General features: G+C 57.3%; 20 protein-coding genes. 8 read left to right on the top strand and 12 right to left on the bottom strand.

Annotation, left to right across the window (positions count from 1 at the left end):
- Positions 1-11 precede the first annotated feature (11 nt).
- On the bottom strand, positions 12-1,622 hold the full coding sequence (locus QLQ17_RS05305) for a sensor domain-containing diguanylate cyclase (RefSeq protein WP_283208499.1): 1,611 nt from the start codon (positions 1,620-1,622) through the stop codon (positions 12-14).
- Positions 1,623-1,892: 270 nt separating this feature from the next.
- Between QLQ17_RS05305 and QLQ17_RS05300 the strand changes: the two genes are divergently transcribed.
- A complete protein-coding gene (locus QLQ17_RS05300) occupies positions 1,893-2,780 on the top strand; it encodes an alpha/beta fold hydrolase (protein WP_283208498.1) in 888 nt (295 codons plus the stop codon).
- A 102-nt stretch (positions 2,781-2,882) separates the two neighbouring features.
- On the opposite strand, the gene QLQ17_RS05295 is transcribed toward QLQ17_RS05300, so the two are convergent.
- The gene (locus QLQ17_RS05295; protein WP_283208497.1) at positions 2,883-3,212 is read right to left on the bottom strand and encodes a hypothetical protein; all 330 of its coding nucleotides are present in this window, start codon (positions 3,210-3,212) and stop codon (positions 2,883-2,885) included.
- A gap of 244 nt (positions 3,213-3,456) precedes the next feature.
- Here QLQ17_RS05295 and QLQ17_RS05290 point away from each other — a divergent pair, with 244 nt between their 5' ends.
- Positions 3,457-6,093 (top strand): Ig-like domain-containing protein, encoded by a 2,637-nt coding sequence (locus QLQ17_RS05290; protein ID WP_283208496.1) that lies wholly within the window; start codon positions 3,457-3,459, stop codon positions 6,091-6,093.
- An 11-nt stretch (positions 6,094-6,104) separates the two neighbouring features.
- Here QLQ17_RS05290 and QLQ17_RS05285 read toward each other — a convergent pair whose 3' ends face one another.
- Positions 6,105-6,899, bottom strand: a complete 795-nt coding sequence (locus QLQ17_RS05285; RefSeq protein ID WP_283208495.1) for a transglutaminase domain-containing protein — start codon at positions 6,897-6,899, stop codon at positions 6,105-6,107.
- Between the two features lie 318 nt (positions 6,900-7,217).
- Here QLQ17_RS05285 and QLQ17_RS05280 point away from each other — a divergent pair, with 318 nt between their 5' ends.
- On the top strand, positions 7,218-7,541 hold the full coding sequence (locus QLQ17_RS05280; protein WP_283208494.1) for a hypothetical protein: 324 nt from the start codon (positions 7,218-7,220) through the stop codon (positions 7,539-7,541).
- A 225-nt stretch (positions 7,542-7,766) separates the two neighbouring features.
- On the opposite strand, the gene QLQ17_RS05275 is transcribed toward QLQ17_RS05280, so the two are convergent.
- Positions 7,767-8,246, bottom strand: coding sequence for an FKBP-type peptidyl-prolyl cis-trans isomerase (locus tag QLQ17_RS05275; RefSeq protein ID WP_283208493.1), 480 nt, complete (start codon positions 8,244-8,246; stop codon positions 7,767-7,769).
- Between the two features lie 97 nt (positions 8,247-8,343).
- Between QLQ17_RS05275 and QLQ17_RS05270 the strand changes: the two genes are divergently transcribed.
- The gene (locus tag QLQ17_RS05270) at positions 8,344-8,799 is read left to right on the top strand and encodes a DUF4112 domain-containing protein (protein ID WP_283208492.1); all 456 of its coding nucleotides are present in this window, start codon (positions 8,344-8,346) and stop codon (positions 8,797-8,799) included.
- Here the strand turns inward: QLQ17_RS05270 and QLQ17_RS05265 are convergent.
- Positions 8,771-9,376, bottom strand: a complete 606-nt coding sequence (locus tag QLQ17_RS05265; protein WP_283208491.1) for a DUF2238 domain-containing protein — start codon at positions 9,374-9,376, stop codon at positions 8,771-8,773. The two genes, QLQ17_RS05270 and QLQ17_RS05265, sit on opposite strands and share 29 nt — an antisense overlap.
- Before the next feature lie 118 nt (positions 9,377-9,494).
- Between QLQ17_RS05265 and QLQ17_RS05260 the strand changes: the two genes are divergently transcribed.
- Positions 9,495-9,662 (top strand): hypothetical protein, encoded by a 168-nt coding sequence (locus tag QLQ17_RS05260; protein WP_283208490.1) that lies wholly within the window; start codon positions 9,495-9,497, stop codon positions 9,660-9,662.
- 162 nt (positions 9,663-9,824) lie between these two features.
- On the opposite strand, the gene QLQ17_RS05255 is transcribed toward QLQ17_RS05260, so the two are convergent.
- Complete coding sequence (locus QLQ17_RS05255; protein ID WP_283208489.1) at positions 9,825-10,832, bottom strand: AraC family transcriptional regulator; 1,008 nt, start codon at positions 10,830-10,832, stop codon at positions 9,825-9,827.
- Positions 10,833-10,966: 134 nt separating this feature from the next.
- Here QLQ17_RS05255 and QLQ17_RS05250 point away from each other — a divergent pair, with 134 nt between their 5' ends.
- Together QLQ17_RS05250 and QLQ17_RS05245 are read left to right on the top strand one after the other, a co-directional pair.
- Entirely contained in the window at positions 10,967-12,796 is a 1,830-nt protein-coding gene (locus QLQ17_RS05250) for a long-chain-acyl-CoA synthetase (RefSeq protein WP_283208488.1), read from the top strand.
- Positions 12,797-12,817: 21 nt separating this feature from the next.
- The gene (locus QLQ17_RS05245; RefSeq protein ID WP_283208487.1) at positions 12,818-13,267 is read left to right on the top strand and encodes a hypothetical protein; all 450 of its coding nucleotides are present in this window, start codon (positions 12,818-12,820) and stop codon (positions 13,265-13,267) included.
- Positions 13,268-13,270: 3 nt separating this feature from the next.
- Here QLQ17_RS05245 and QLQ17_RS05240 read toward each other — a convergent pair whose 3' ends face one another.
- From QLQ17_RS05240 to QLQ17_RS05230, 3 genes are all read right to left on the bottom strand, one after another.
- Positions 13,271-14,686 (bottom strand): DUF1996 domain-containing protein, encoded by a 1,416-nt coding sequence (locus QLQ17_RS05240; RefSeq protein ID WP_283208486.1) that lies wholly within the window; start codon positions 14,684-14,686, stop codon positions 13,271-13,273.
- 96 nt (positions 14,687-14,782) lie between these two features.
- Complete coding sequence (locus QLQ17_RS05235; RefSeq protein ID WP_283208485.1) at positions 14,783-15,451, bottom strand: response regulator; 669 nt, start codon at positions 15,449-15,451, stop codon at positions 14,783-14,785.
- A gap of 20 nt (positions 15,452-15,471) precedes the next feature.
- A complete protein-coding gene (locus QLQ17_RS05230; protein WP_283208484.1) occupies positions 15,472-16,923 on the bottom strand; it encodes an ATP-binding protein in 1,452 nt (483 codons plus the stop codon).
- A 234-nt stretch (positions 16,924-17,157) separates the two neighbouring features.
- Here QLQ17_RS05230 and QLQ17_RS05225 point away from each other — a divergent pair, with 234 nt between their 5' ends.
- A complete protein-coding gene (locus QLQ17_RS05225) occupies positions 17,158-17,430 on the top strand; it encodes a hypothetical protein (RefSeq protein WP_283208483.1) in 273 nt (90 codons plus the stop codon).
- A 93-nt stretch (positions 17,431-17,523) separates the two neighbouring features.
- Here the strand turns inward: QLQ17_RS05225 and QLQ17_RS05220 are convergent, their stop codons facing one another.
- From QLQ17_RS05220 to QLQ17_RS05210, 3 genes are read right to left on the bottom strand one after another with little or no spacing between them, the layout of a single operon-like run.
- Entirely contained in the window at positions 17,524-18,576 is a 1,053-nt protein-coding gene (locus QLQ17_RS05220) for an alcohol dehydrogenase catalytic domain-containing protein (protein WP_283208482.1), read from the bottom strand.
- A 2-nt stretch (positions 18,577-18,578) separates the two neighbouring features.
- The gene (locus QLQ17_RS05215) at positions 18,579-20,549 is read right to left on the bottom strand and encodes an acyl-CoA synthetase (protein ID WP_283208481.1); all 1,971 of its coding nucleotides are present in this window, start codon (positions 20,547-20,549) and stop codon (positions 18,579-18,581) included.
- Positions 20,549-21,508 (bottom strand): fumarylacetoacetate hydrolase family protein, encoded by a 960-nt coding sequence (locus QLQ17_RS05210; protein ID WP_283208480.1) that lies wholly within the window; start codon positions 21,506-21,508, stop codon positions 20,549-20,551. Before QLQ17_RS05210 ends, QLQ17_RS05215 begins: the two co-directional genes overlap by 1 nt.

Here is a 21,508-nt window from a genome sequence, read left to right as displayed (position 1 = left end):
CCCCGACAACTTTAGCCGAATACCACCCGGTTGCGGCCTTGCTTCTTAGCTTCATAAAGCAGCTCGTCAGCCCTTGCCCAAACAGATTCAACATCCTCACCGGGCCTCACTTGGGTTGCGCCAATGGACAGTGTGGTGCTTGCACTTTGTCCATGAGCCCCCTCAACCGAAATGTCGGCAAACCGATGCAACAGTCGGGTGGTGTATAACTCCGCCTTTTCAAGAGGGCAGCCCACCAGAAGCAAGGCGAACTCTTCTCCACCAATGCGGCCGGCAACGTCGTCACTGCGGGAAAAGGCGATCAGCGTTTCTCCCAGCTTCTGCAGAAGTCTATCGCCGGCCAGGTGACCATGGGTATCGTTAAACTGCTTGAATTGATCCACATCCAACGCCAGCCAGACTAGATCCACAGACCGATCACTCCCAAAAACCCATCGGACCGCTCTGGTAAAGCCCCTTCGGTTTAGGACTCCGGTAAGCTCGTCGGTGCGACTCAGGGTTTTGTATCGGCTTTTGTCCGCTCCCAGCGCTTCTGCCTGGTTTTTCAGGATACTGAACCGAAAACCGAGCGCGACAGACAACAGCACCACCTCAATCAGCGTACCGAGATAGAAGAAGGTAATCAGCTCCTCTTCCGGCTCTACCAGGCCTAGCCACATCCACCCCCAGGCTCCTGCAGAGATCAGAAACGTGGTCCACGCAATCAGGAAATACTTCGCCAGTGGGTGCCCTTCACGGAACGACAGAATCGCCACGTAAAGAAGAAACACAGGGCCGATAATGCCGATGCTGATAGAGATGAGATAGCCGTACAGATGCCCGGTGAAAGGAATAAAGGCCAGCAACACAGCGAACGCACCAATCAAAGCCTTGAGGACCTTGTCTATTCGGGGTAGCTGCTCTGCGATATTCAGAAAGCTTCTTGCGAATTGATAGGAGGCAATCACCGTAAGGGTGCTCGTGAAGTTCGCCACCACTGCCCCACTTCCTGAATCGGGATAAAGCATCCGGAAAAGACCCGCCATATACACCAGGTAGAGCAGGTTACAGAAAACAAAGAAGCTGTAACGGAGGTAGACGGGCTCTCGAGCCCTCAGACCAATCGAAAGGTTGTAGCAAATGGCAAGGATCACCATACCAATCACAACTCCGAGGAAGAACTGGCTCTTGGTGATTTGCCAAAGCAAACCTTCGACACGCGTCGCACGGATTGAAAACCCAAACACCTGATCCGTCGTCAACCTCAGAAAAACGGTCTTTTCACCGAGCCCGGTATCAAGAATAAAGGTGAGGTAGCGGGCAGGTTGATGGAATTCCCTGGTCGAATCTTTGCCGATCGGTTCAATCCAGGTCCACTGCTTGCCATCGTACTGGGCTGCTTTCCCGTCCAACCCGGTATTCGGCAAGAGCTCCAGCCAGAGCCTGTTCAGGCCCTCTGCAGGAGGTATCTCAAGGCGGAGCCACAGGACGCCACCCTGCGTTCCACTCCAATAATCAGAGTCCCAGAAGGGCATTCGGACGCTCTGATTTTCGGTCTCCGTCCAGGCGCTGTCGGGCAGGGCCATGATCTCTTCGAAAGAACGCTCGGCCGACGGATCAAGTACGAATTCTGCGTCAAGCAACACGCGTTGCTGAGCAGCAACGCCAACGCTCAGGAAAAGAAAGAAAAGGGCCAGTGATCTGACTAAAACACTCAGACACATGTTTTTGCGAGCGAGTCCAACACCAGGGATTATTTATGACAGCCAGAGTAGTGTCCGGCATGATCAATAACAACCCAAAAAAGATCCAGTTGCCCAACCGCCCCACTCTCATGGCGTTCAGGCCAAGGTGCAGAGAGGTGATCCCGATAGACTGGAGGCCACACTCGAAACCGGTGACGGCTGAACCCGATGAGAATTCCAACCCCCAATCTCTGGCCCGCTGCCCGCACAGGGCAACGCTTTCTGCTCAACGCCCGACGCCGTGAAGCCAGGGTAGACGGCCACAATATGGTGTTCCTGGAGCGGGGGCGTCCTGGACCCGGCCACCCAACGGTGGTGCTGATTCATGGTTTTGCGGCGATGAAAGAAAACTGGGGGCTGTGGCTGCAAAAACTTCCGCGACACTGGCACATACTGGCACCGGATCTGCCAGGTTTTGGAGAAAGCGATTACCGGCCGGACGACTGTTACCGCTACGAGTCCCAGGCGCGGCGTCTGGGCGAGTGGCTTGCGACCCGGGACACAGACAACGTCCACTTGGTAGGCAGCTCCATGGGCGGCGCGATAGCCGCTGTCCTTGCCCACAGACCAGGGCTGGCGCCGCGCTCGCTGACGCTGATGAACAGCGCCGGCATCCCGGAACAGGCAGACGCCGACATTCACCGTCCCGTTAAATCGGACCGCGACGACATCCTTATTCCCCGCGACTGGAAAGGCGTTTACCGGATGTTTAACAGCGTCGGCAACGGCAAGCAAACCGTCTCGGGCATGGCCATGGCCGGCCTTCTTGGCCCCGACCTTCTGGGCCGCACCGACGCGCTGCAGCACATTTTTCGGGACATGGTGGCCGATGGGCTGGCTCCGGCACGCCATCTGAATCCCGAATCACCGCCATTGCAGGTTCAGTGGGGCGACCGAGACGTAATAACCCCCACCCGCTGCGTCGAATGGTTTAACTCTGCGACCCCGCACGCAGAAATCCACGTATTCCGGGGTGTCGGCCACCTGCCCATGCTCGAAACTCCGGGTCGATCCGCCAGAGCCCTGACGAGCTTCGTCGACCGATACAGCGGGTGATCGGCAGCGTTTTCACACGGGGTTCAAAAGTGAACGGTCAGACCCAGGCCAACGCCATCGACGGTGGCATCGTCTTTGTCGGCATAACGCATGTACTCAACGTTACCGGATACCGCCTCGGATATTTGCATTGATGGTCGCATAGCCGCCAAAAAAACTGTTTACCGACAGATCTCTACCCAGACCCACATCGTCATCAGCGGTACCGAAGCCGGCACGGGCCTCAAGGCCAAGTATCGGCGTGATATAACCGCCCACCTTTGCTGAAAGCGTACCCACGTCCGCATCGGAGCCACCGCTATCAATGCTCACAAACGTGTATTTGCCCCCCGCGTACAGGCTGCCGCCGCCCAATTTGTAAATATCGGCTGAAGCGGTCGCAGCAAATGTGCCCAGGGCCACCATGGAAACCAAAGAAAAAACCTTGCTCATCGTCTGACTCACTCCATCGGGTTATCAAATTGCGGGGCGAATTAGCTCGTAGCGCATCACGAGTGTGCCGCCCCATTCTATGTCAAAGCCAATCACCAGAGATTTCCTGAGCGTAATCCAGAGGCCTACAAAACTTACAATGTCTTAATCGCAGTGGCGATCCGAGATTTTACGAAAAATCACAAGGACAATCTCAAAAAGGGTCTACACTTAATGATCTGAAAGCAATGCAGTATGCCCATCTATGAGTCCCATCAAGCAGTCCCTCATCGTTCTAACCTGGTTATTCTTTTCGTTTCTGTTGGCAGGCTGCGGCGGGGGCGGAAGCGGCGGAGGCGACGCATCTTCTGGGAATCAGGTGTCTCTGAGCGAACTATCGATTTCACCCGGTTCCGTCTCTTTAGCCATCGACTCATCCCAGTCGCTGAACGCGACGGGCATCTACTCCGATAACAGTTCCCGGGCGGTGGATGATCAAGTGAGCTGGTCCTCTTCCGACGATGCCACTGCGTCGGTGTCCGCTGCCGGTGTTGTCACCGCCAACGCGGCCGGAACCGCAGATATTACCGCCACTCTAGGTTCAATCAGCCAGCGAATTTCGGTAACGGTTTCCCCCGCTACCCTGCAGTCTATCTCGATAAGCTCCGCTGTCCCGCAGGTCCCGGCCGGGCTCAGCACCCAGTTTTCCGCCTCAGGCCTCTATTCGGATGGTACACAGCAGGATTTGAGCGATCAGGTTAACTGGTCTGTTTCCGATCTGACCAAAGCGACGATAAATGCCTCTACCGGACTGCTGACCGGCGAACAAGCCGGCTCAGTGACCGTCAGAGCCACAAAAGAAGGCCTGAGCGCCTCGCTGGCGTTTACTGTCAGCGAGGCGACCCTGACGAGCCTGCAAGCCACGCCCGCGACCATGGTGCTGGCGAAAGGTACCTCACAGAGCGTCACGGTGACCGGCATTTTTTCTGACAACAGTAACCAGAACGTCAGTGACCAGGTGACCTGGACAAGCTCCGCCGACAGCGTCGCCGACGTGTCTGACAACTCCCTGGTGACTGCCCTGCTCGAAGGCAGTGCAACGTTAACGGCCAGCCTGGCGGGCGCGCAGATTGATGTGCCCGTCAGCGTCACCAGCGCCGAGCTGGTGTCCCTGTCCCTCAATCCCGTCAACGCATCCGTGCCACTAGGGCGGTCCCAGCAATACATTGCTCAAGGCACTTATTCGGACGGCAGCGTACAGGATCTTAGCAGCGAGGTTACCTGGCTCTCTTCCGATCAGGACGCAGCGGTAATTGGCAATGCAGCCACCGCAAAAGGCAGAGCTGACACGCTGGCAACTGGCAGCACAACGATTTCTGCGGTTCTGGGTGACGTTCAACAGAGTACAACTCTGACGGTCACCGATGCGCAGTTAAGCACTATCGAACTCGACCCCGTCAACCAGACAGTGGCCAACGGAAGCGATGCCACCATTCGCGCTTACGGTCAGTATTCGGACGGGAAGCGCCTGGATATCACATCGTTGGTCAACTGGGACACCAGCAGCAGCGGCCTGATCGACCTGTCCTCCGCCGCAAACGGCACAATTAAAACCCTGGCCCAAGGCGAGGCACTGGTGACGGCCCAACTCGACGGCGTGACCAGCCTGGCGAATATCAGCGTTACGGACGCCACACTGTCCAGCATCACCATTGAAGCTGACAGCACCACCCTTGCCGATGGCACCAGCCTGCAACTGGTCGCGCGCGGCCTATATTCCGACAACTCAACTCAGGACATTACTGACCAGGTTACCTGGGAAAGCGGTGACATCAGCGTATTGACCGTTGCCAACAACGGGGACGATTTCGGCTCGATTACCGGGCAAAGCCCGGGGCAGGCCAATATTACCGCAACCACTGGTGGTGTTAGTGGCCAGGAAAGCTTCACCGTCACCAATGCGGTACTGAGCAGCCTGCTGATCAGCAGCCCGCAAAGCAGCCTGAACGTGAACAACACCGTCCAGGCCACTGCGCAGGCAACCTATACCGACGATTCGACCCAGAACGTCACCAACCAGGTGAACTGGTCGAGCAGCGCGGTTTCGACGGCCGCCGTGGACAATACGCCTGGCAATAAGGGGCAAATCAGCGCCCTTTCCGTGGGTGATGCCCAGATCATTGCCTCGCTGAGTGGCGTTCAGTCGAACAACCTGCTTATCTCCGTCACTCAGGACCCTGACCTGCCTGCAGCGCTGACAGTAACGCCACAGCCAAACATTATCCTGAATGACGACGCAGACGCCTCGCAGATCAACATTAACGTGATTCCCACATTGCCAACCGGCACCATTGCGGACGGCACCGATGTGAACTTGACCATCACCGAAGGCGAGGCCCAGAGAACGGTCAGCCTCACCACTACAGATGGCGTGGCCAGCTATACCCTCACCTCCAGCTATTCGGGTGTGATTGGCCTGTCGGCAACGCTTGGCGACCTGAGCAGAAGCTCGGGCGTTTTGAGCACCTCGGATCTGAGAAGCGGCATTGTCGCCGCCGGCCTGAGCCAGGCAGATTTCCAGGATGGCACATTGAAAGCTGGCAGCGTGTTCCTGCTGTTGGTCCGGAATATATCCAACCGGACGTTCAACATTGACGAAGTTTCTATCCAGTATCTGGATCCGAACAATGGTAATGCCGTCGTTCAGTTCCCCGGCTCACCCTACACCAGCCCGGAAGCCACCAGTGGCGGCGACCTGACCGGTGGAGAGCTCACGTCCAGTGGTTACCAGCTGGATAACGACATTGAAGCCAGCACCTATCAGATCATCTACCGGATGTCTGATGACGCAACAGGTGACATCTCACCCTTTGGGGCAAACTTCAATTTCGCCGCGCCCTGATCGACGCGCTATCAGGAAGGCCCTGAGATTGTCTCAAGGCCTACCTGCATATTGAGCATCTCAACCGGCTCTCCGAACTGGGTATAAATGGCCACATCGGCCGCATCGCGGCCGTAGGCGACTACGATTCTGCCGCCATCCATGTTGCTCTGGGTGGGGTCAAACGCATACCAGCGCCCTCCCACGAACGCCTCGAACCACGCATGCAAGTCCATCGGTTGCAGCTTTTCAAAGTACCCCACCACCAGACGTGCCGGGATCGACAGCGCGCGACAGCAGGCAATCGCCAGATGGGACATATCACGGCATACAGCCTGTGAGCGCTGGGACACCTCCCAGGCACTGATAATCTCCTGCCCTTCCCCCGGCGTGTACTGAATGGTTCGGCGGATGTATTCGGAAATCGCGTGGCATTGATCGTACCCGGGCTTTCGCCCCGCCACGATGGAAGACGCCAGCTGAGTGCAACGATCGGATTCGCAATAGCGACTGGGGAGCAAAAACGGGAGCGTGTCGTCAGGCAACTGCTGCACTTCAATAAAGGGAGCGTCCGGCTCGGTATCAGAGCTATCAGCCGTTTTAACATCAAACGACGTTTTTACAGAGAAGTGCCCGGGCGGCGCCACCAATCGTTGGCACAGGTTGCCAAACGAATCCGTAAATTCCACCGCCTGCACACTGGGCGTTAACAGATATTGCTCACGTCCGATCCACTGTTGCCAACCGCTGCGTGGCCGCAACATGAAGATAAACGGCGTCTCGATCCGAATATCCAGATCAATAGAACAGGTGGCTCGCATCCACATAAAAGATCCTTTAACGCTGCAGGAGGTGGTTGTTAAACAACAGTCTATCACTAGCAGGTGATGTGCCGAGGATCAAAAGTTATTCGTTGCGGCATAGGCTTCTCTGACAGGATTCAAAGGCCGGCGGCATCACGTGCGATATTTTTTATATAGATTTAAGTTTCCCGGAACTTCCACCTGCATCGCATCTCTAAACTATACTTACAGCTCGTCAGGGAATGCACGACTAAGGTGGTGGGCTAGAGCAGTCGCAGTTTGCCTATCTCCTTGGGAAAACTCCGGTGCAATGCACCGGGTACATGTAGGGAGGGCAAAGAAATGAAACGCACGTTCATTTATTCCGCATACCTGTCACTACTCCTGGCCGTTCCCAGCTCCTATGGCGCACAGTGGGAAGTGCAGATGGAGTCCGCAGCTCGCGCTGAAAGAATGGCAGCATCCGCTGGCAACCCGAATTTTGATTGGCCAGCCATTCAAGCCCGCAGAAGGGTGCACTTTGAGCACACGATGGGTGGGGACTCAGACCTCGATATCGCAAAACTGCCTCCGACCGCTGCTGGCCCGCGAGATTATCGCGGCATGCGTATGTACTGGAGAAACGTAGAGAAAAACCGGCGGATGCAACTCGAGCGAGGCATGTAGTAAAGCTTGAGACTGCGTCTCGTATATCCCAATCGCCAGGGCTCAGGTCCTGGCGATTGTTCTATTCCGCCGTCGGCACCTCGGCTGACAACGTCGACTGTTGCAGATAGCCCCGCAAACGGAGCGTCGCCCGATTGAACGGACTCAGAACCTGGCGGCTCGAAACTAGACCCAGCCGAAAGGGTCTCAGGGAGGGCCTTGCTGACGGCCTGGGTGTTCGTGCCGTCAGTGATGCCCGCCCGGCCCGTGAGCGTGGCCGTGCGAGATCTCTTCAGCATCCGCATCGCGAACGTCGATAACCTCGATGTCGAACGTCAGAGTTTTGCCCGCCATCGGATGATTGGTGTCCACATCGGCAAACTTGTGGCCGACCTTGGCGACCAATACATGGCGTGGGCCGTGTTCGGTTTTCACCTGAGCAATCATGCCCGGCTTCCACCGCTTGGCGCCCATCAGATGCTTGATTGGCACCCGCTGAATGGCGTCAGGCTTGCGCGGACCGTAGGCCTTGTCCGGCGTGATTGTCACACTGAACGTATCGCCAGCCTCGCGACCTTCCAGGGCTTCTTCCAGCCCTTTAATGATGCCACCGTGACCATGCAGATAGGCGTTCGGTTCGCCGCCACGGGAGTTTTCTACTTCATCGTTCTGTTCGTCGCGGACGCTGTAGTGAAATTGGACAACCTGGTTTTTTTGGATGGGCATAACAATCTCTGAGATGATGACAATATTGGCATTATAGGGCATCCGCCCCTGTTACTTTAACGCCCACTTTCCAGTGGCCGAGAGAACCTACTATTTCATGCAGCAGCCAACGGAAGCCAAGCAACGCGCCGTACTCAAACGGCTGGAAAGATTTAGCCGCTTTACCGACAGCAGTATCCCCATCCCCTTCACCCGGTTCAGCATTGGCGCCGATGCCGTTATCGGCCTGTTGCCGGTGGTGGGAGATGCAGCCGGCCTTTTGATGTCTGGCTACGTGCTGGTCGAAGCACAGCGGGCGGGCGCCAGCAGAGGCTTAAAATTACGCATGCTGCGCAACGTGGGTATCGATTTTCTGGGTGGTTTGTTACCCGTGTTCGGCGATGTCTTCGACGCCGCCTACAAAGCCAACACACGAAACACCCAGATGCTGCGGGAATACCTGGAAGCGCAACTGACGGTGGAGCCGCCAAAGCCACCGTTCCCCTGGCGGGCCATCCTTTTTTTGGTGTTGCTGTTTGGGGTTATCACGGGCGGGATAATCCTCGTTTTGTAAGTTGCGCGTCGTGCCAACGGGACAGGAATACCACCGTACATAGCGCACCGATCAACGCGAAAAACATGTCAGACTGGGTATCCCAGACGTACCCCTGAGTTCCCAGGAACGCGTCCGCTGCCTCGTCCGACAACAGCGCCACCCACCATTCGATCAGCTCATAGAAAGCACTGAAGGCCAGCGCGACGGACACCACAAACAACACTAGCCAGCCACCGGGACGCACCACTTCACGCCGCAACAGAATTTCCCGTGCGATCAATGCCGGCACCAAACCCTGGAAAAAATGCCCCAGTTTGTCGTAATTGTTTCGCTCGCTGCCGAACAGGCCGTCGAAAAGCGGCACTTCGGCGTAGGTGTAGTGCCCACCCACGAATAGAATCACGCAGTGGGCCAGTATCAATGTGTAAAGCAAAGGTGTAAGCGGGAATCGCTTATAAGTGACCAGCAGAAGAATGCCGCCGATGATGCCCGGCGATACTTCCAGGAACCAGGTCATCTGATCTTTCGGCTCAATGCCCGACCAGATCAACACAACCCCAAAAACCAACGCCCAACAAACAAACCATGGATTCATCAACTATCGTTCCCCTGATCCAGTCGACATCAACTAACGTTACACTATGTGGGACGCAAAACTACTGCCAATAGAGTTGGCGGCCCAGTCAAAACGAGATCTTAAGAAGGAGCGACTGATGGACTACAAGCATGCAATCGTAAAAATCGAGAAAGACGTCACCATCCTTCTTTGCAACGGCTGCGGCGTGTTTATCGCCGAGGGCGCTGAACACGAAGACCGTGAGCACTACTGCACCATGTGCATGAGCGGCAATTGCAAAGCAAAATTCAAAAAAGGCGACTGAATCTGTCTCGGTTTTACACAACCGCCTTGCAAGCTCTGGTCACAGGATTCGTTCCGCCCGCTGCCAATTGCCGCGCCAATCGTCATCACCGCAGTAGGACCATTTGGCCAGGTAGGTGCATGACATCATCTCCCTTTGCAGATTCTCGCAGGGGGCGGCCTTTCAAGCGGATGAAAATCGCCGGGGGGTTGTGTCGAACCAACTCTTGAAGGCCTTGTAAAACGCGCTCGGCTCACTGTAACCGAGGAGCACGCTGAGTTCATCCACGTTGCAGCGTTTGTTTTGCAGGTAATACCGAGCCTTCGCCTGACGAACCCGGGACATCAGGGTGGTGAAATTGAGCCCCTCCGCAGACAGCTTCCGATGCATGGTTTGCCTGCTCATGTCGAGTTGTGCGGCCACGAAGGCGGAGGTCACCACGCCGCGATGCAGGTTGTCTTCGATCACCGCTTCCACCGCCTGTGACACACAGCCATTCCGGTTCAGGGTCTCGCGAATGCTCTCCGCCTTTTCCAGCAGGATCTTTTTGACCAGCTGATTGGACGAGAGCACCGGCCGCGCCAGGTCTTCATGGGAAACCACAAGATAATCTGCCTCGGCCCCAAACACACAGCCGTCGCCAAACATGGCGCGGTAACGGTCGGGATTAGCCACCGCGCGCTGGCGAAAACCCGTCTTCACCGGGCGCACCTCAGTGCCGGTCAGGTAGCTTGCCCAAGTGACGCCGGCACTCATGCTGCGACTAATGGCAGCCTGGTGATAGTGAGCCGCGTCCCGGTAGCCATACACCAACCGCAGGCCGCGGGCATCGCTTTCCGCCTCGATGGTCTCGATCTCGCTCATCACCGGAAGGTATTCCAAGAATAACAGAATAGCCTCACGCAAGGTCGCCGTGGTCAGGGCAAGATTGGACAGCACACCCTTGGCCCCGTCGTGCATGCGCCCGCCGACCAGCAGGCCGATATGATCCGGGGCCCGGCGTTGGTGCGCCAACTGCCACAGCGTCTCGACGTAGATCGCTGGCGGCCGGTAGTCGGCATCGAGTAAGGCATCACGGGTGACCCCAATAGCCTCAAGGTCCGATGGGAACGCAAATCCCTGCTCGGCCAGGCCGTCGTAGAGGTCCAGCACGAGCGCCGAAGAGACTGTGGGGCGTGACCTGGTTCCCATTGTTCGCTCCGAGATTCCTCATGAGACAAATTGCCAGTTAATAGCGACAGCATACCATTACCGCATCGTTCCCAAACCCCTATTATTGAATGCCGATCATCAATGAAGAACAACAGCAAAACGGAGTGCCAGTCATGAGCGGACAGGACGTTATCACCTTCCCCCAATTCGCAGCCAGAATCCCCAAGCTGGTTTCCGGCGTGCCGGGGCTGATCAAGGGTCTCAAAGTGGGCGACACCACCGACAACACCAAACCGGTCGGGCTCGGTATGTGTGTGCAAAGCTGCGCGCAGGCCAACCCCGACGGTACCGCCATCGCCTTTGAGGACCGCGAGATCAGCTACCGCGAGTTTGACGTATGGACCAACCGCATTGCCCATTGCCTGCAATCGGCCGGTATCGGTAAAGGGGATGCCGTGGCCGTCATGATCGAGAACCGTCCCGAACTCCTTGCGGTGATCACCGGATGCGCCAAGATCGGCGCCGTCAGCGCCCTGGTCAACACCTCTCAGCGGGGTAAGGTGCTGTCCCACAGCATCAACCTGGTGAAACCGAAAATGGCGATCGTCGGGCAGGAACTGATCGAGGCGTACCGGGATGTGGAATCAACGCTCTCGCTGACCGACGACGACCGCTATTTCGTCGCCGACAGTGACTGCCTGACCCAGCCAACAAGCGCACCGGAAGGGTGGCACAATCTGATGAAGCTGGCCCGCCGAGCGTCCGATGCCACCCCGGAAACCGTCGACGCGATCTTCCCTGACGATCCCTGTTTCTACATCTACACGTCGGGCACCACCGGTATGCCCAAGGCGGTGGTATTCAACCACGGCCGTTTTATGAAGGCCTATGGCTCCTTCGGCTTTGCCGCCGTCAGGCTGAACAGTCAGGACCGCCTGTACGTCTGTATGCCGTTTTATCACGCCACGGCACTGGCTGTGTGCTGGGGCTCCGTACTGGCGGGCAATGCGGGCCTGATCATCGCGCGGCGTTTCAGCGCGAGCAGATTCTGGCAGGACATCCGCGACCACCGCGCCACAGCCTTCGGCTACGTTGGCGAGCTCTGCCGCTATCTGATGGACCAGCCATCGTCCCCCAACGACAGCGACAACCAGGTGCGGGTGATTGTCGGCAATGGCTTGCGCCCCACCATCTGGAAAGCATTCAAGGAACGCTTCGGGATTCCACGGGTCATGGAGTTCTATGCCTCCAGTGAGGGGAATATCGGCTTCACCAACCTGCTCAATTTCGACAACACCGTAGGCATGTGCCCCTTCCCCTACGCCATCGTCCGATACGACCAGGAAAACGAAACGCCCGTCCGCGACCGCAACGGCCGCATGATTCGCGTGCGCAAAGGCGAAGCCGGCCTGCTGATCGGTGAGATCACCGACAAGACCCCCTTCCACGGATATACCGACGCGGAGAAAACCCGCAAAAGCATCCTGACCGACGTATTCGAGAAGGGCGATGCCTGGTTCGACAGCGGCGACCTGATGCGCGACATCGGGTTCAAGCACGCTCAGTTCGTGGACCGGCTGGGAGACACCTTCCGCTGGAAGGGCGAGAATGTATCAACCACCGAAGTAGAACGGATCGCAGACGGGTGTGCACACGTCAGCGAGACGGTGGTGTACGGCGTGGAAATTCCCAACACCAACGGCCGGGCCGGCATGGCGTCCGTGCGCCTGGACTGCGACATCGCCCACTTCGACTTCCGGCGCCTGCTTGCGGAACTGCGCCGTGACCTGCCGCACTACGCCGTCCCCGTCTTCCTGCGAATCAGCGACGATGTGGAAAAAACCGGCACCTTCAAACACAAAAAGGCGCCGCTGAAACAAGCGGGCTTCGATATCTATCAGGTCGAAGACCCGGTTTACGTCTGGCTCCCCAAAACCGACACCTACGTGCGGCTAACTCATGAAATCCACGAGGGAATCCTGGCGGGGCACTACCGGTTCTAACGCACAAGCAAGGAGTGAATGATGTCTCTCGCGGAAAAGATCTGTCTGTCGGCAGCACTGCTGTTTTTCATGACCGGGCTGCTGACCGGCATTTGGAAGTACCGCCACATGGCCCGAAGCGCGGACGCCACTTCGCCCACCTATGTGGACATCGCCCACCGAAGCTCCCTGCTCTACAGCTTCGCCGCGCTTCTGTTAGCCGCGTTCAGTGCCCACAGCGTGTTCCCGGAGTGGGTCAATGTCACCGCGGCCCTGGCCGCGCTGGCATTTTTCGCGTTCGCCATCAGCACCTACATCATCCACGGCCTGCTGCAGGACACAGACAACCAGCTGCGCCGCCCCCATCGACTGGGTAAACGGACTCTGCCGCCGTGGATAACCGGCTTTTCGATGCTGTTACTGATCATTGGGGAGGTGGGCGGCGCCCTGGTTCTGGGCGCCGGTGCGATGGTAGGCATCTGGCAGGGTTGAGGCTTAGTAACCCATGCCACCATTCATAATTGCTGGCTCTTCCTGCGTTCCCTCCCGCGTGCCAGACAAGCGAAGACCGTTGGCGAGGTTGCCGTCGTGGCAATCCAGCCCCTGCTGAATGCAGTTTTCCAGAATGGTTTCCATCACCGAGGGGTGCCATGCGTTGAACCAGTCACCATGCAGTGACAGGCCGCCTGCCTGCTCCTCGGTCACTTCATACATATCTGCAGCCAAACGCCAGCCCTGGCTGCTTTTCTCGTAAGGGTGCGTGTATTCAGGCAGAACGCCAAATGCGTAATGATAGCTAACCCGAACCAGAGGAACAGGATGTGAGTCGGGGCAATGGGTGCCCTCCGGCCCACCGTCGTTTATGGGGTAGGCCATGTGGCTGCGGTGATCGGCAGAATCCAGATTTTCACCGTCCCAACAGCTGGGAAAGAAGAGATCCATGCGCACGCGGTCCGGCTCCTGACATTCGGGAATAGTGGCACTGAATTGAGGATTGGTGGCGTCGTCAGACTCCCACGTTTGGCAGTGCCAGCGCGCGATGGCGGTGTCCTGCTCCTCGCCGGGCTGGGTGCTGCTGTCGCCGGCAATCATGCGAAGTCCCGGAGGGATTGGCTGAATTGCCTCCAGATCATCCACACCGGCTGAATAGTAGAACACCTCATGCGCCTCATCATCGTTGCCCACGACAGCCGGAACCACTTGCCAGGCGGGATCACCATTTTCATCCAGCTCCCGATTGCCGGTGATCTGGTCATAGACCGGTGCCAGAAGAGCCGGCACCCAGTAGGACGACAGATTCAGCAGATTGCCCTGGCAGCTGGACTCTCCTGTTGTGTACAGCGATGCCATGGTCGTGCTCTCGTCGACCTCAGTGTTGCCATAGAACCGGTGCAGATGAGCGGCATCATTCTGATCGGGGAAAACAATGGGATCGTCGTAACTGCTATGGGAAAAATCGCAGTTGATTCTGAAGATGCCCCGCCAGCTGTTTTCCGCAACAGGGCTGGGGGACACATTCGTGGCGACCAGATCGTCGTGTCCGGAGATAACCACATCCAGCACGTTCCATTGGATGGTCTCAACATCGCCATGCGCCCCATCCTCGGCGATCGCTCGCACGCTCAATTGATTGTTGCCGGTACTTATAGACTCTTCAAAGTGCGGCGACTGGCATGTCTCAAAGCCCTCATTATTGAGTGCACATTCATACCCTGCAGCGTTTGACGCACTGAACTCAAACTGCGCATAGCGCAAGTCCGTGCTCTCTTCCGGCGTCGAGTCGAAGGTAATGGCCAGGTCATCAATGGTTTCACTATTGTCAGAACTTGAACCAGAACCGCCACCACAAGCGGTGAGCGAACCTGCAAGCAATATGAGGGCAAAATTCTGAGTAATTCTTGGGGGTGTCATGAGTGACTCCTGTGGGTCGATTGTCATACACCCCCAGGCTATCGACCCATATTTCAAACAATGTGCAAAGACTGTGGAAATCGCCGCAGGATCAGATCAGTCAAACTTATACCCAACGCCATAAATCGAGCGAATGGGATTTTCAGTCAGTGGCAGTTGCTCCAGTTTCTTGCGCAGTTTTTTGATGTGGCTATCAATCGTCCGTTCGCTGACATGGCGCTGATCTGTGTAGATGGTATCCATCAGCTGGTTGCGCGAGAACACTTGCCCCGGCCGCCTTGCCATCGTCGCCAGCAAGCGGAATTCGACAGCCGTCAGTTCCAGGCTCTGCCCGCCAGCACGTACCTCATGCTTGCCCTCATCAATCTCCAGCTTATCCTGCGTGGGTGACTCCACAGGGTTTTCCAGGCGTCGTAATACAGCGTTCACGCGAGCACAGACTTCACGCGGACTGAACGGCTTACAGATGTAGTCATCGGCTCCAAGCTCCAGTCCTAACAGCCGATCTACTTCTTCCACACGTGCTGTCACCATGATGATCGGCAGGTTCGAGCGGCGCAGCACTTGCCTACAGACGCTCAGCCCGTCCAGTCCCGGCAACATCAGATCGAGCAGCATCAATCTCGCCTGATTGGATTCGAGCCAGGGCAACACCTCATCACCACGGTGCAAAATGGCCACTTCGTAGCCGACCTGATTGAGGTAGTCTCGCATCAATTCAGCCAGCTTGACTTCGTCTTCGACGATCAGAATCGGGGCATTCATCTTATTTCCTTAGCACAGGTCTAGCGATACAACGGCAACTGCACCACCACGGCCAATCCACCCAGCTCGCTGTGTGAGGCTTCTATTCGACCCTGATGGGCCTCGGCAATCGAACGGCAAATCGCCAGCCCCAACCCAGAGCCGCCACTCACCCGATCACGAGCATCATCCGTTCGATAAAGCCGTTCAAAAAGCCGATCCAGATTCGGCCCACTCACTCCCGGCGCGCTGTCATCCCAGCGCAGGGTCAAGGCTTGCCCCTTTCGTGTCACTGTAACGCGCAGGCGGCCGCCCGCCTCGGTGTAACGCAGTGTATTACTCAATAGATTGCGAAACAGCTGCACCAACCGTGACTCATCCGCAAACACGATCAGTTCCCGGTCCGTTACAGGCGGCTCGAATTCCAGGTCGATACCTTTTTCTTCAAGCTGGGCCCGGCTATCGTCGAAGAAATCGGTCAGCAAGTTGATCAGGGAAATCGGCTCCCGCTGGTAGCTGAGCGCGCCCTGGTCCGCCAATGACAGCTCGTTGAGATCGTTGATCAGGCGAGTAAGCCTTTCTACCTCGGCCTGAAGTGAATCCAGAGCAGCCGGCTCGAGCGGCCGAACCCCATCGATCAGAGCCTCCAATTCACCCTTCAAAATTGCGACTGGCGTGCGCAGCTCATGAGAAATATCGGCCACCCATTGTTGCCGCGCACGAAGGTTTTCCTTCAGTGTCTCCGCAAGCAAATTGAAGGCATGAGCAAGCTGGCCCAGCTCATCCCCCGTCGTGACGGGCAGCGGCGTTAATTTCTCCAGATGCCCCCCAGCCAGACGCTGCATCGACTGCTGCAAGCGAGTCACTGGACGCACGAGGCGTCGGGAAAAAGGGAAAGCCAGGCAAGCCGATACCAACAGCACACCCAGAACAATCCAGGCCGACTGCCTCAGCAGGTGCTGCACGAACAGTCGATCCATCTGCCGGGCCAGTTCCCTTGGGTGTATGACTCCCAGATCTCCCACCCGCTCTCCGTCAGATTCGATGGGAAGCCATTGAACCGCCGGGACCGGTTCTTGCGATGCCAGTGATGGCGGGGCAATTATCTGCTGATTCTGTGCATCACGAAGCAACAGGTGCCTGGCCATGGGGTGGCGCCGTGGCGGACGAGGAATGACTCCACGCTGCCGGTCCACCGAGGGAGATTGGTCTGCAGCCTCTCCAGGTATCTTTTGCTGGCCCAAGTACTGTTGCAGGAGTTGTTGCCACTGGCGCTGGTCATCTGTCAGCCAGTTCCACTGACCACCATACTGGCGATAAGCTTCCGCCAGCCCCAGTAGAAGCGGCTGCACCTCCTCTGCCTGGTCGGCGCGAATGTAGTCCTGAAAACTACGGCTAAAATTCCAGCTCACCGCCACAGATAACGCTATCGCCAGCACAAGGTTGGCCAGAAGTATCACCAGAAAAAGCTTATGCCGAATCTGTAATTGCATTGCGTTTTCCCGCTTCCGTCTTCTCAGCGTTTCAGTATGCCGGCCAGTTTAAACGGCGAATGTGCAAGTAATTTGCACGCCCGAATCAGATGCTTGGGCCAGCTTTCTGGATTCGTCGAATGTTTCCACATTGTTTGAACAATGTCTGCACATCTGTCCTTCAGGATAGTCATCAGCGGTCGGAATCTAGCCGGCCCCAAAGACACATTGGCAATCAGTACGAGGTAACAGAAGATGAACATGAAGATGATGGCCGCCGTTGCGCTTTATGCAGCCTTGGGCGCTGCATCACTGGGAACGACCGCTGCAGCACATCCGCCAAAGCCCGGTACACATCACAAACCACCGGAGGCGGCGCTGGAAGCATGCAAGGGACACAAAGAGGGCGATTCTGTCAGCTTTGAAACTCCCAAGGGCGATACACTCGAAGCCAGCTGCAAGAAAATCTCAGGCAAGCTTGCTGCAGTACCGGTCAATCACCACAAAAAACATGGTAACCCACATTAACATCGCGATTGAAAGCCCTTAACAGGTTAGGCAAGCGCCGGGGCGATGCTGGGCATCTGGGGCTAAGCAGGCACCAGAGGAGAATGGTATCCATTAGTCCTCAGCCAGAAAGACCATTTTGCCCGGCGCGCTATCACGGCCTGGATCGCTGAAAGAACTCGGAAGGTCGCGCAATGAAGATCTCGCTCCTACTGGTGATGCCGACTGGGACTCGGCAAACACGTCTGCAAGGAAAGCCAGGTGTTCCGGGTTTTCCCGAAACATCACCCAGTGGTAGTCAATCCCTTTAAACTTGAGCCTCAGCCGTCTTTGCAGGTAAGTCTTGCCACTGGCGACCAACCCGCCCACGATGCCCTTGCTCGTGATATAGGGCAGGATCGGAGTGACGGTGGTGGCGTAGCACTGGTCCTTTGCCGAACGGGCTCTCAATGCCGCCAGTAACGGATCACTGCAACGATCGAACTCTTCGGCTGGCGAAGCAAGATTCAGTATGAGATCACTGGATATGGAACCTACGGCCTCTGGGTCCCGGTAATCGATCACTTGGCAGTCTGCGATGGTTTGTAACCAGGCATGGTTCTTTCGGGAGGCCACGGCGGTGATGTCGGCACCCCAGCGGGAGGCGAGCACGAGCGCGATCGATCCGACACCTCCACTGGCGCCATTGATACAAAGCCGCTTCCCAAAGGACGTCCCCGGTGACAGCCCGAGGGCGTCCAGCGCCTGCAGTGCCGTCAGCCCCGCATACCCCAGGCCGGCAGCCACCTGATCAGGCAGGCTATCCGCAATAGGCGCAACACAACGCCGCGGTACATTGAAGACCTCGGCATAGGTGCCACCCGTTTTCGGCGAAACCGCCACCAACACGCGCTGCCCGGGCTTCAGGTCGGTTACGCCGCGGCCGATGGCGAGCACCTCGGCGACTCCATCACGACCGAGCACCTGAGGAAATCGGTTCCGTCCGTTGAATAGAGGAGCGCCGTAGCCCTTTGCGATCAGCTGATCGATGGGATTGATCGAGGTGCCCCGCAGCGCCAACTGCACCTGCCCCGTTTCCGGGGGCGGCGGCAGCGGTTGTTTCATCACCTGGAGGGCGCCGGAGGCGTAGTCGTTGATCGCAAAGACGTTCATCTTAATACTCGTCATGGTTACGCCAAGGCGGCGGTCGGTACTTCGATGGTGAATTGAAAGGGGAAACGCCCTAACACTCGCTGGATGCTGGCTTCGGCCGTTACATCCCCGGCATTCACCCTAATGACAACACCGTGGGTGGGATCACGCTCGACGTGGAGGCGAACCGTCTCCAGGCCGGCCTCCTTGAGTGCAGTTTCCAGGGAATCCCTGATTTCACGTTGCTTGAGTTCCGGTTTGAAAATTTTACCCACACCGGTCAGCGGCAGCTCTTCGATGATTCTCACATACCTGGGCCAAGCAGCCCTTTCAGAGATTTCCTGCGCCAGGAAGTCTTTTAGTTCGGATTCAGAGACCTGTTCACCTTCCTTAATCTGAACATAGGCCACCGGCAGCTCCCCGGCGTAGGCATCCGGCCGCCCCACGGCTGCGGCAGCCAGAACCGACGGATGACGGTGCAAGGGCTCTTCGATGCTAGCCGGATCGATGTTGTGCCCGCCGCGGATGATCAGTTCTTTCTTGCGGCCGGTGAGCCAGAAATAACCCTCGGTGTCCTGTCGTCCCAGATCCCCGGTATTCAACCAGCACTGATCGTCTCCACAGTCCACCCAAAGACCGCGATTCTGTGGGCTCAATTTATAACCGGCAAACACGTTCGGGCCGGAAATCAGCAGCACCCCAACCTCACCGATGACACAATCCCGCTCGTAATGGCCCTGCTCATCCAGCACCACCGCTTTCATCGCCTGACCCGGAATGCGCAAACCGATCGACCCGGGTCGACGTTCGCCTTCGGGTGGGTTGCAGGTGCTGACACAGGTGCCTTCGGTCAGACCATAGCCCTCCAGAATCCTGACACCAGTGCGCGCCTGAAAATTACGCATCACTTCCGCCGGTAAAGGAGCGGCGCCACAGAGACCGTATTCGAGACTGTCCAGACGGTGCTCGCCGATGGGCAGCTGCAACAACGTGGAGTACAGGGTCGGCACACCACTTAAAAAGTTGATCCCGTGGTGCTCCACCATCTCCCAGAATCGGTTCACCACCCCCGGCCCCCGGTAACCTTGTGGGGTTCCAAGGATGACATGGGCGCCTTGAGAAAACGGAATCAGCCCCGTTACCAGCACAGCGTTGACATGGAACATCGGAAGTCCGCAAAAGATGACCTTGCCCTGGCCCAGGTTGTCCCCGAAAAACTGGGCCACACTCCAGGCATTGGCCACTTCATTGCGGTGCCGACGCATGGCCAGTTTCGGCGTGCCGGTGGTGCCTCCAGTGCAAAAGTAGGACGAGATATCATCGGGATCGATCCGCCGCCGGCTGTTGAGGAAATTGGTCGGCATGGGTTTGATGGCCTGGGTGAGATCGTGAATCCGTACGCGGTTATCGACGCTGCCTCCGATACCGTCGAAACCATGCAGGCGGAAAGCTTCCCGTTTATGCAGGAGACGGGCAACGGGACGCTTCAAGCCCCGAGTGTGATCAGCGAGATTCACCAGCACCAGCTCCCGCAACTTGGGCACCTGCTCCATGGCCTTGCAGACCTTGGGCCAGAGATCGGTACCTGGGAAAGGTGCCAGAGTCACCAGGATACTCGCACCGGAGGCATTAAGGAGCTCGGCCATGGCCGAGGGCTCGAGCAGCGGATTGATGGCACAGACAATACCGGTTGCCTGGCCGCCCCACAGCACCCAGTGGGTCTCTGGCAAATTGGGCAGGATGTAGGCGATGACCGTTTGCCTTTCGGCCCCAAGGCTGTGGAACAGGTTGGCCGTCTGATTGATCCGGCCCAGCAATTGCGCATAGCTCCAGGTTTCGGGGCGCTTGTGCTCGCTGGCCTGAAGAAAGAACGAAAGCGCCGGCGCATCGGGGCTACGCTCTGCCCGCCGTTTGATCAACTCATAGGTATTCGAAGGAAAATCAGCCGGCCTTCCCGACTGTTCCACTGTGAGTACATCCTGATAACTGGCTATACCTGAGTTCATCATCACACCTCATCGACCACGATATGGCTTTGATGACCGAGATCGATGCGACCATCCGGGCTGGCGATGCGCGCGTCGATGCGGTCACCGGCCTTGAGATATTGGGGCCGACGGCTCTGCCCCTTGAGGAAAATGGCCCATTTCCTGGCTTCCGGCAGAAGGCCCGCCACCTTCACCAACAGGGGCGACGGCAACCCCAGGGCACAGCCTGAGGGGGTGCCGGTCATGAGCACATCGCCCGGATCGAAATCGTGAATCTGAGAATATTCGGTGAGGGTCTCGGCGGGCTTGAACACCAGGTTGCCGGTGTTGTCCCGCTGTCTGATTCCATCGTTAACGCGGAGTTCCAGTTGCAGGTTATCCAGATACTTTATTTCCTCAGGCTCCAACAGACAGAGCACCGGCCCCAGGGGGCAGAACGTGCGGTAGCTCTTGCCCTTGTGGAACTGCATCTGTGGAATCTGGATGTCCCTGGCGGAAATATCGTTACCGATGCAGATACCGGCCACGTAGTCATGCAGGTTGCTTGCGTTGACCTGCTCAGGGCCTGACGTGCGTTTACCCAGTACCAGGGTGAGCTCTACTTCATAGTCGAGCAACCGGACCGCTTTGGGCTTAATGATCTTCCCGTTCGGGCCGGTGATGGAAGCCGAGGACTTGGTAAAGAACATGTTGAACGACTTGTCGTCCGGATTCATGCCGGAGTCGATCATGTGCTGGCGATAGTTGGCGCCCTGGCAGAGCACCTTCGCCTCGGACGTGATGGGGGACAGCAGTTCCAGATCGCCCACATCGATGCGTTCCATGCTGTCCCTGGCAGCCGTCTTCAGCGTCTGCCGACCCATTTCGATCAGCTCTCCCGTTGAGGTACAGGGCACTTCCAACGGCACGACCTGGCTGCCTATCAGTATCCCCCACTGGCTACGATTGTTCCGCTGGAAGCGGACGATGTTCAAACTCAT

The organism is Marinobacter sp. CHS3-4 (assembly GCF_030053415.1).
In the GTDB taxonomy this organism is placed as follows: Bacteria; Pseudomonadota; Gammaproteobacteria; order Pseudomonadales; family Oleiphilaceae; genus Marinobacter.
This window is presented reverse-complemented; position numbering and strand designations above follow the sequence as displayed.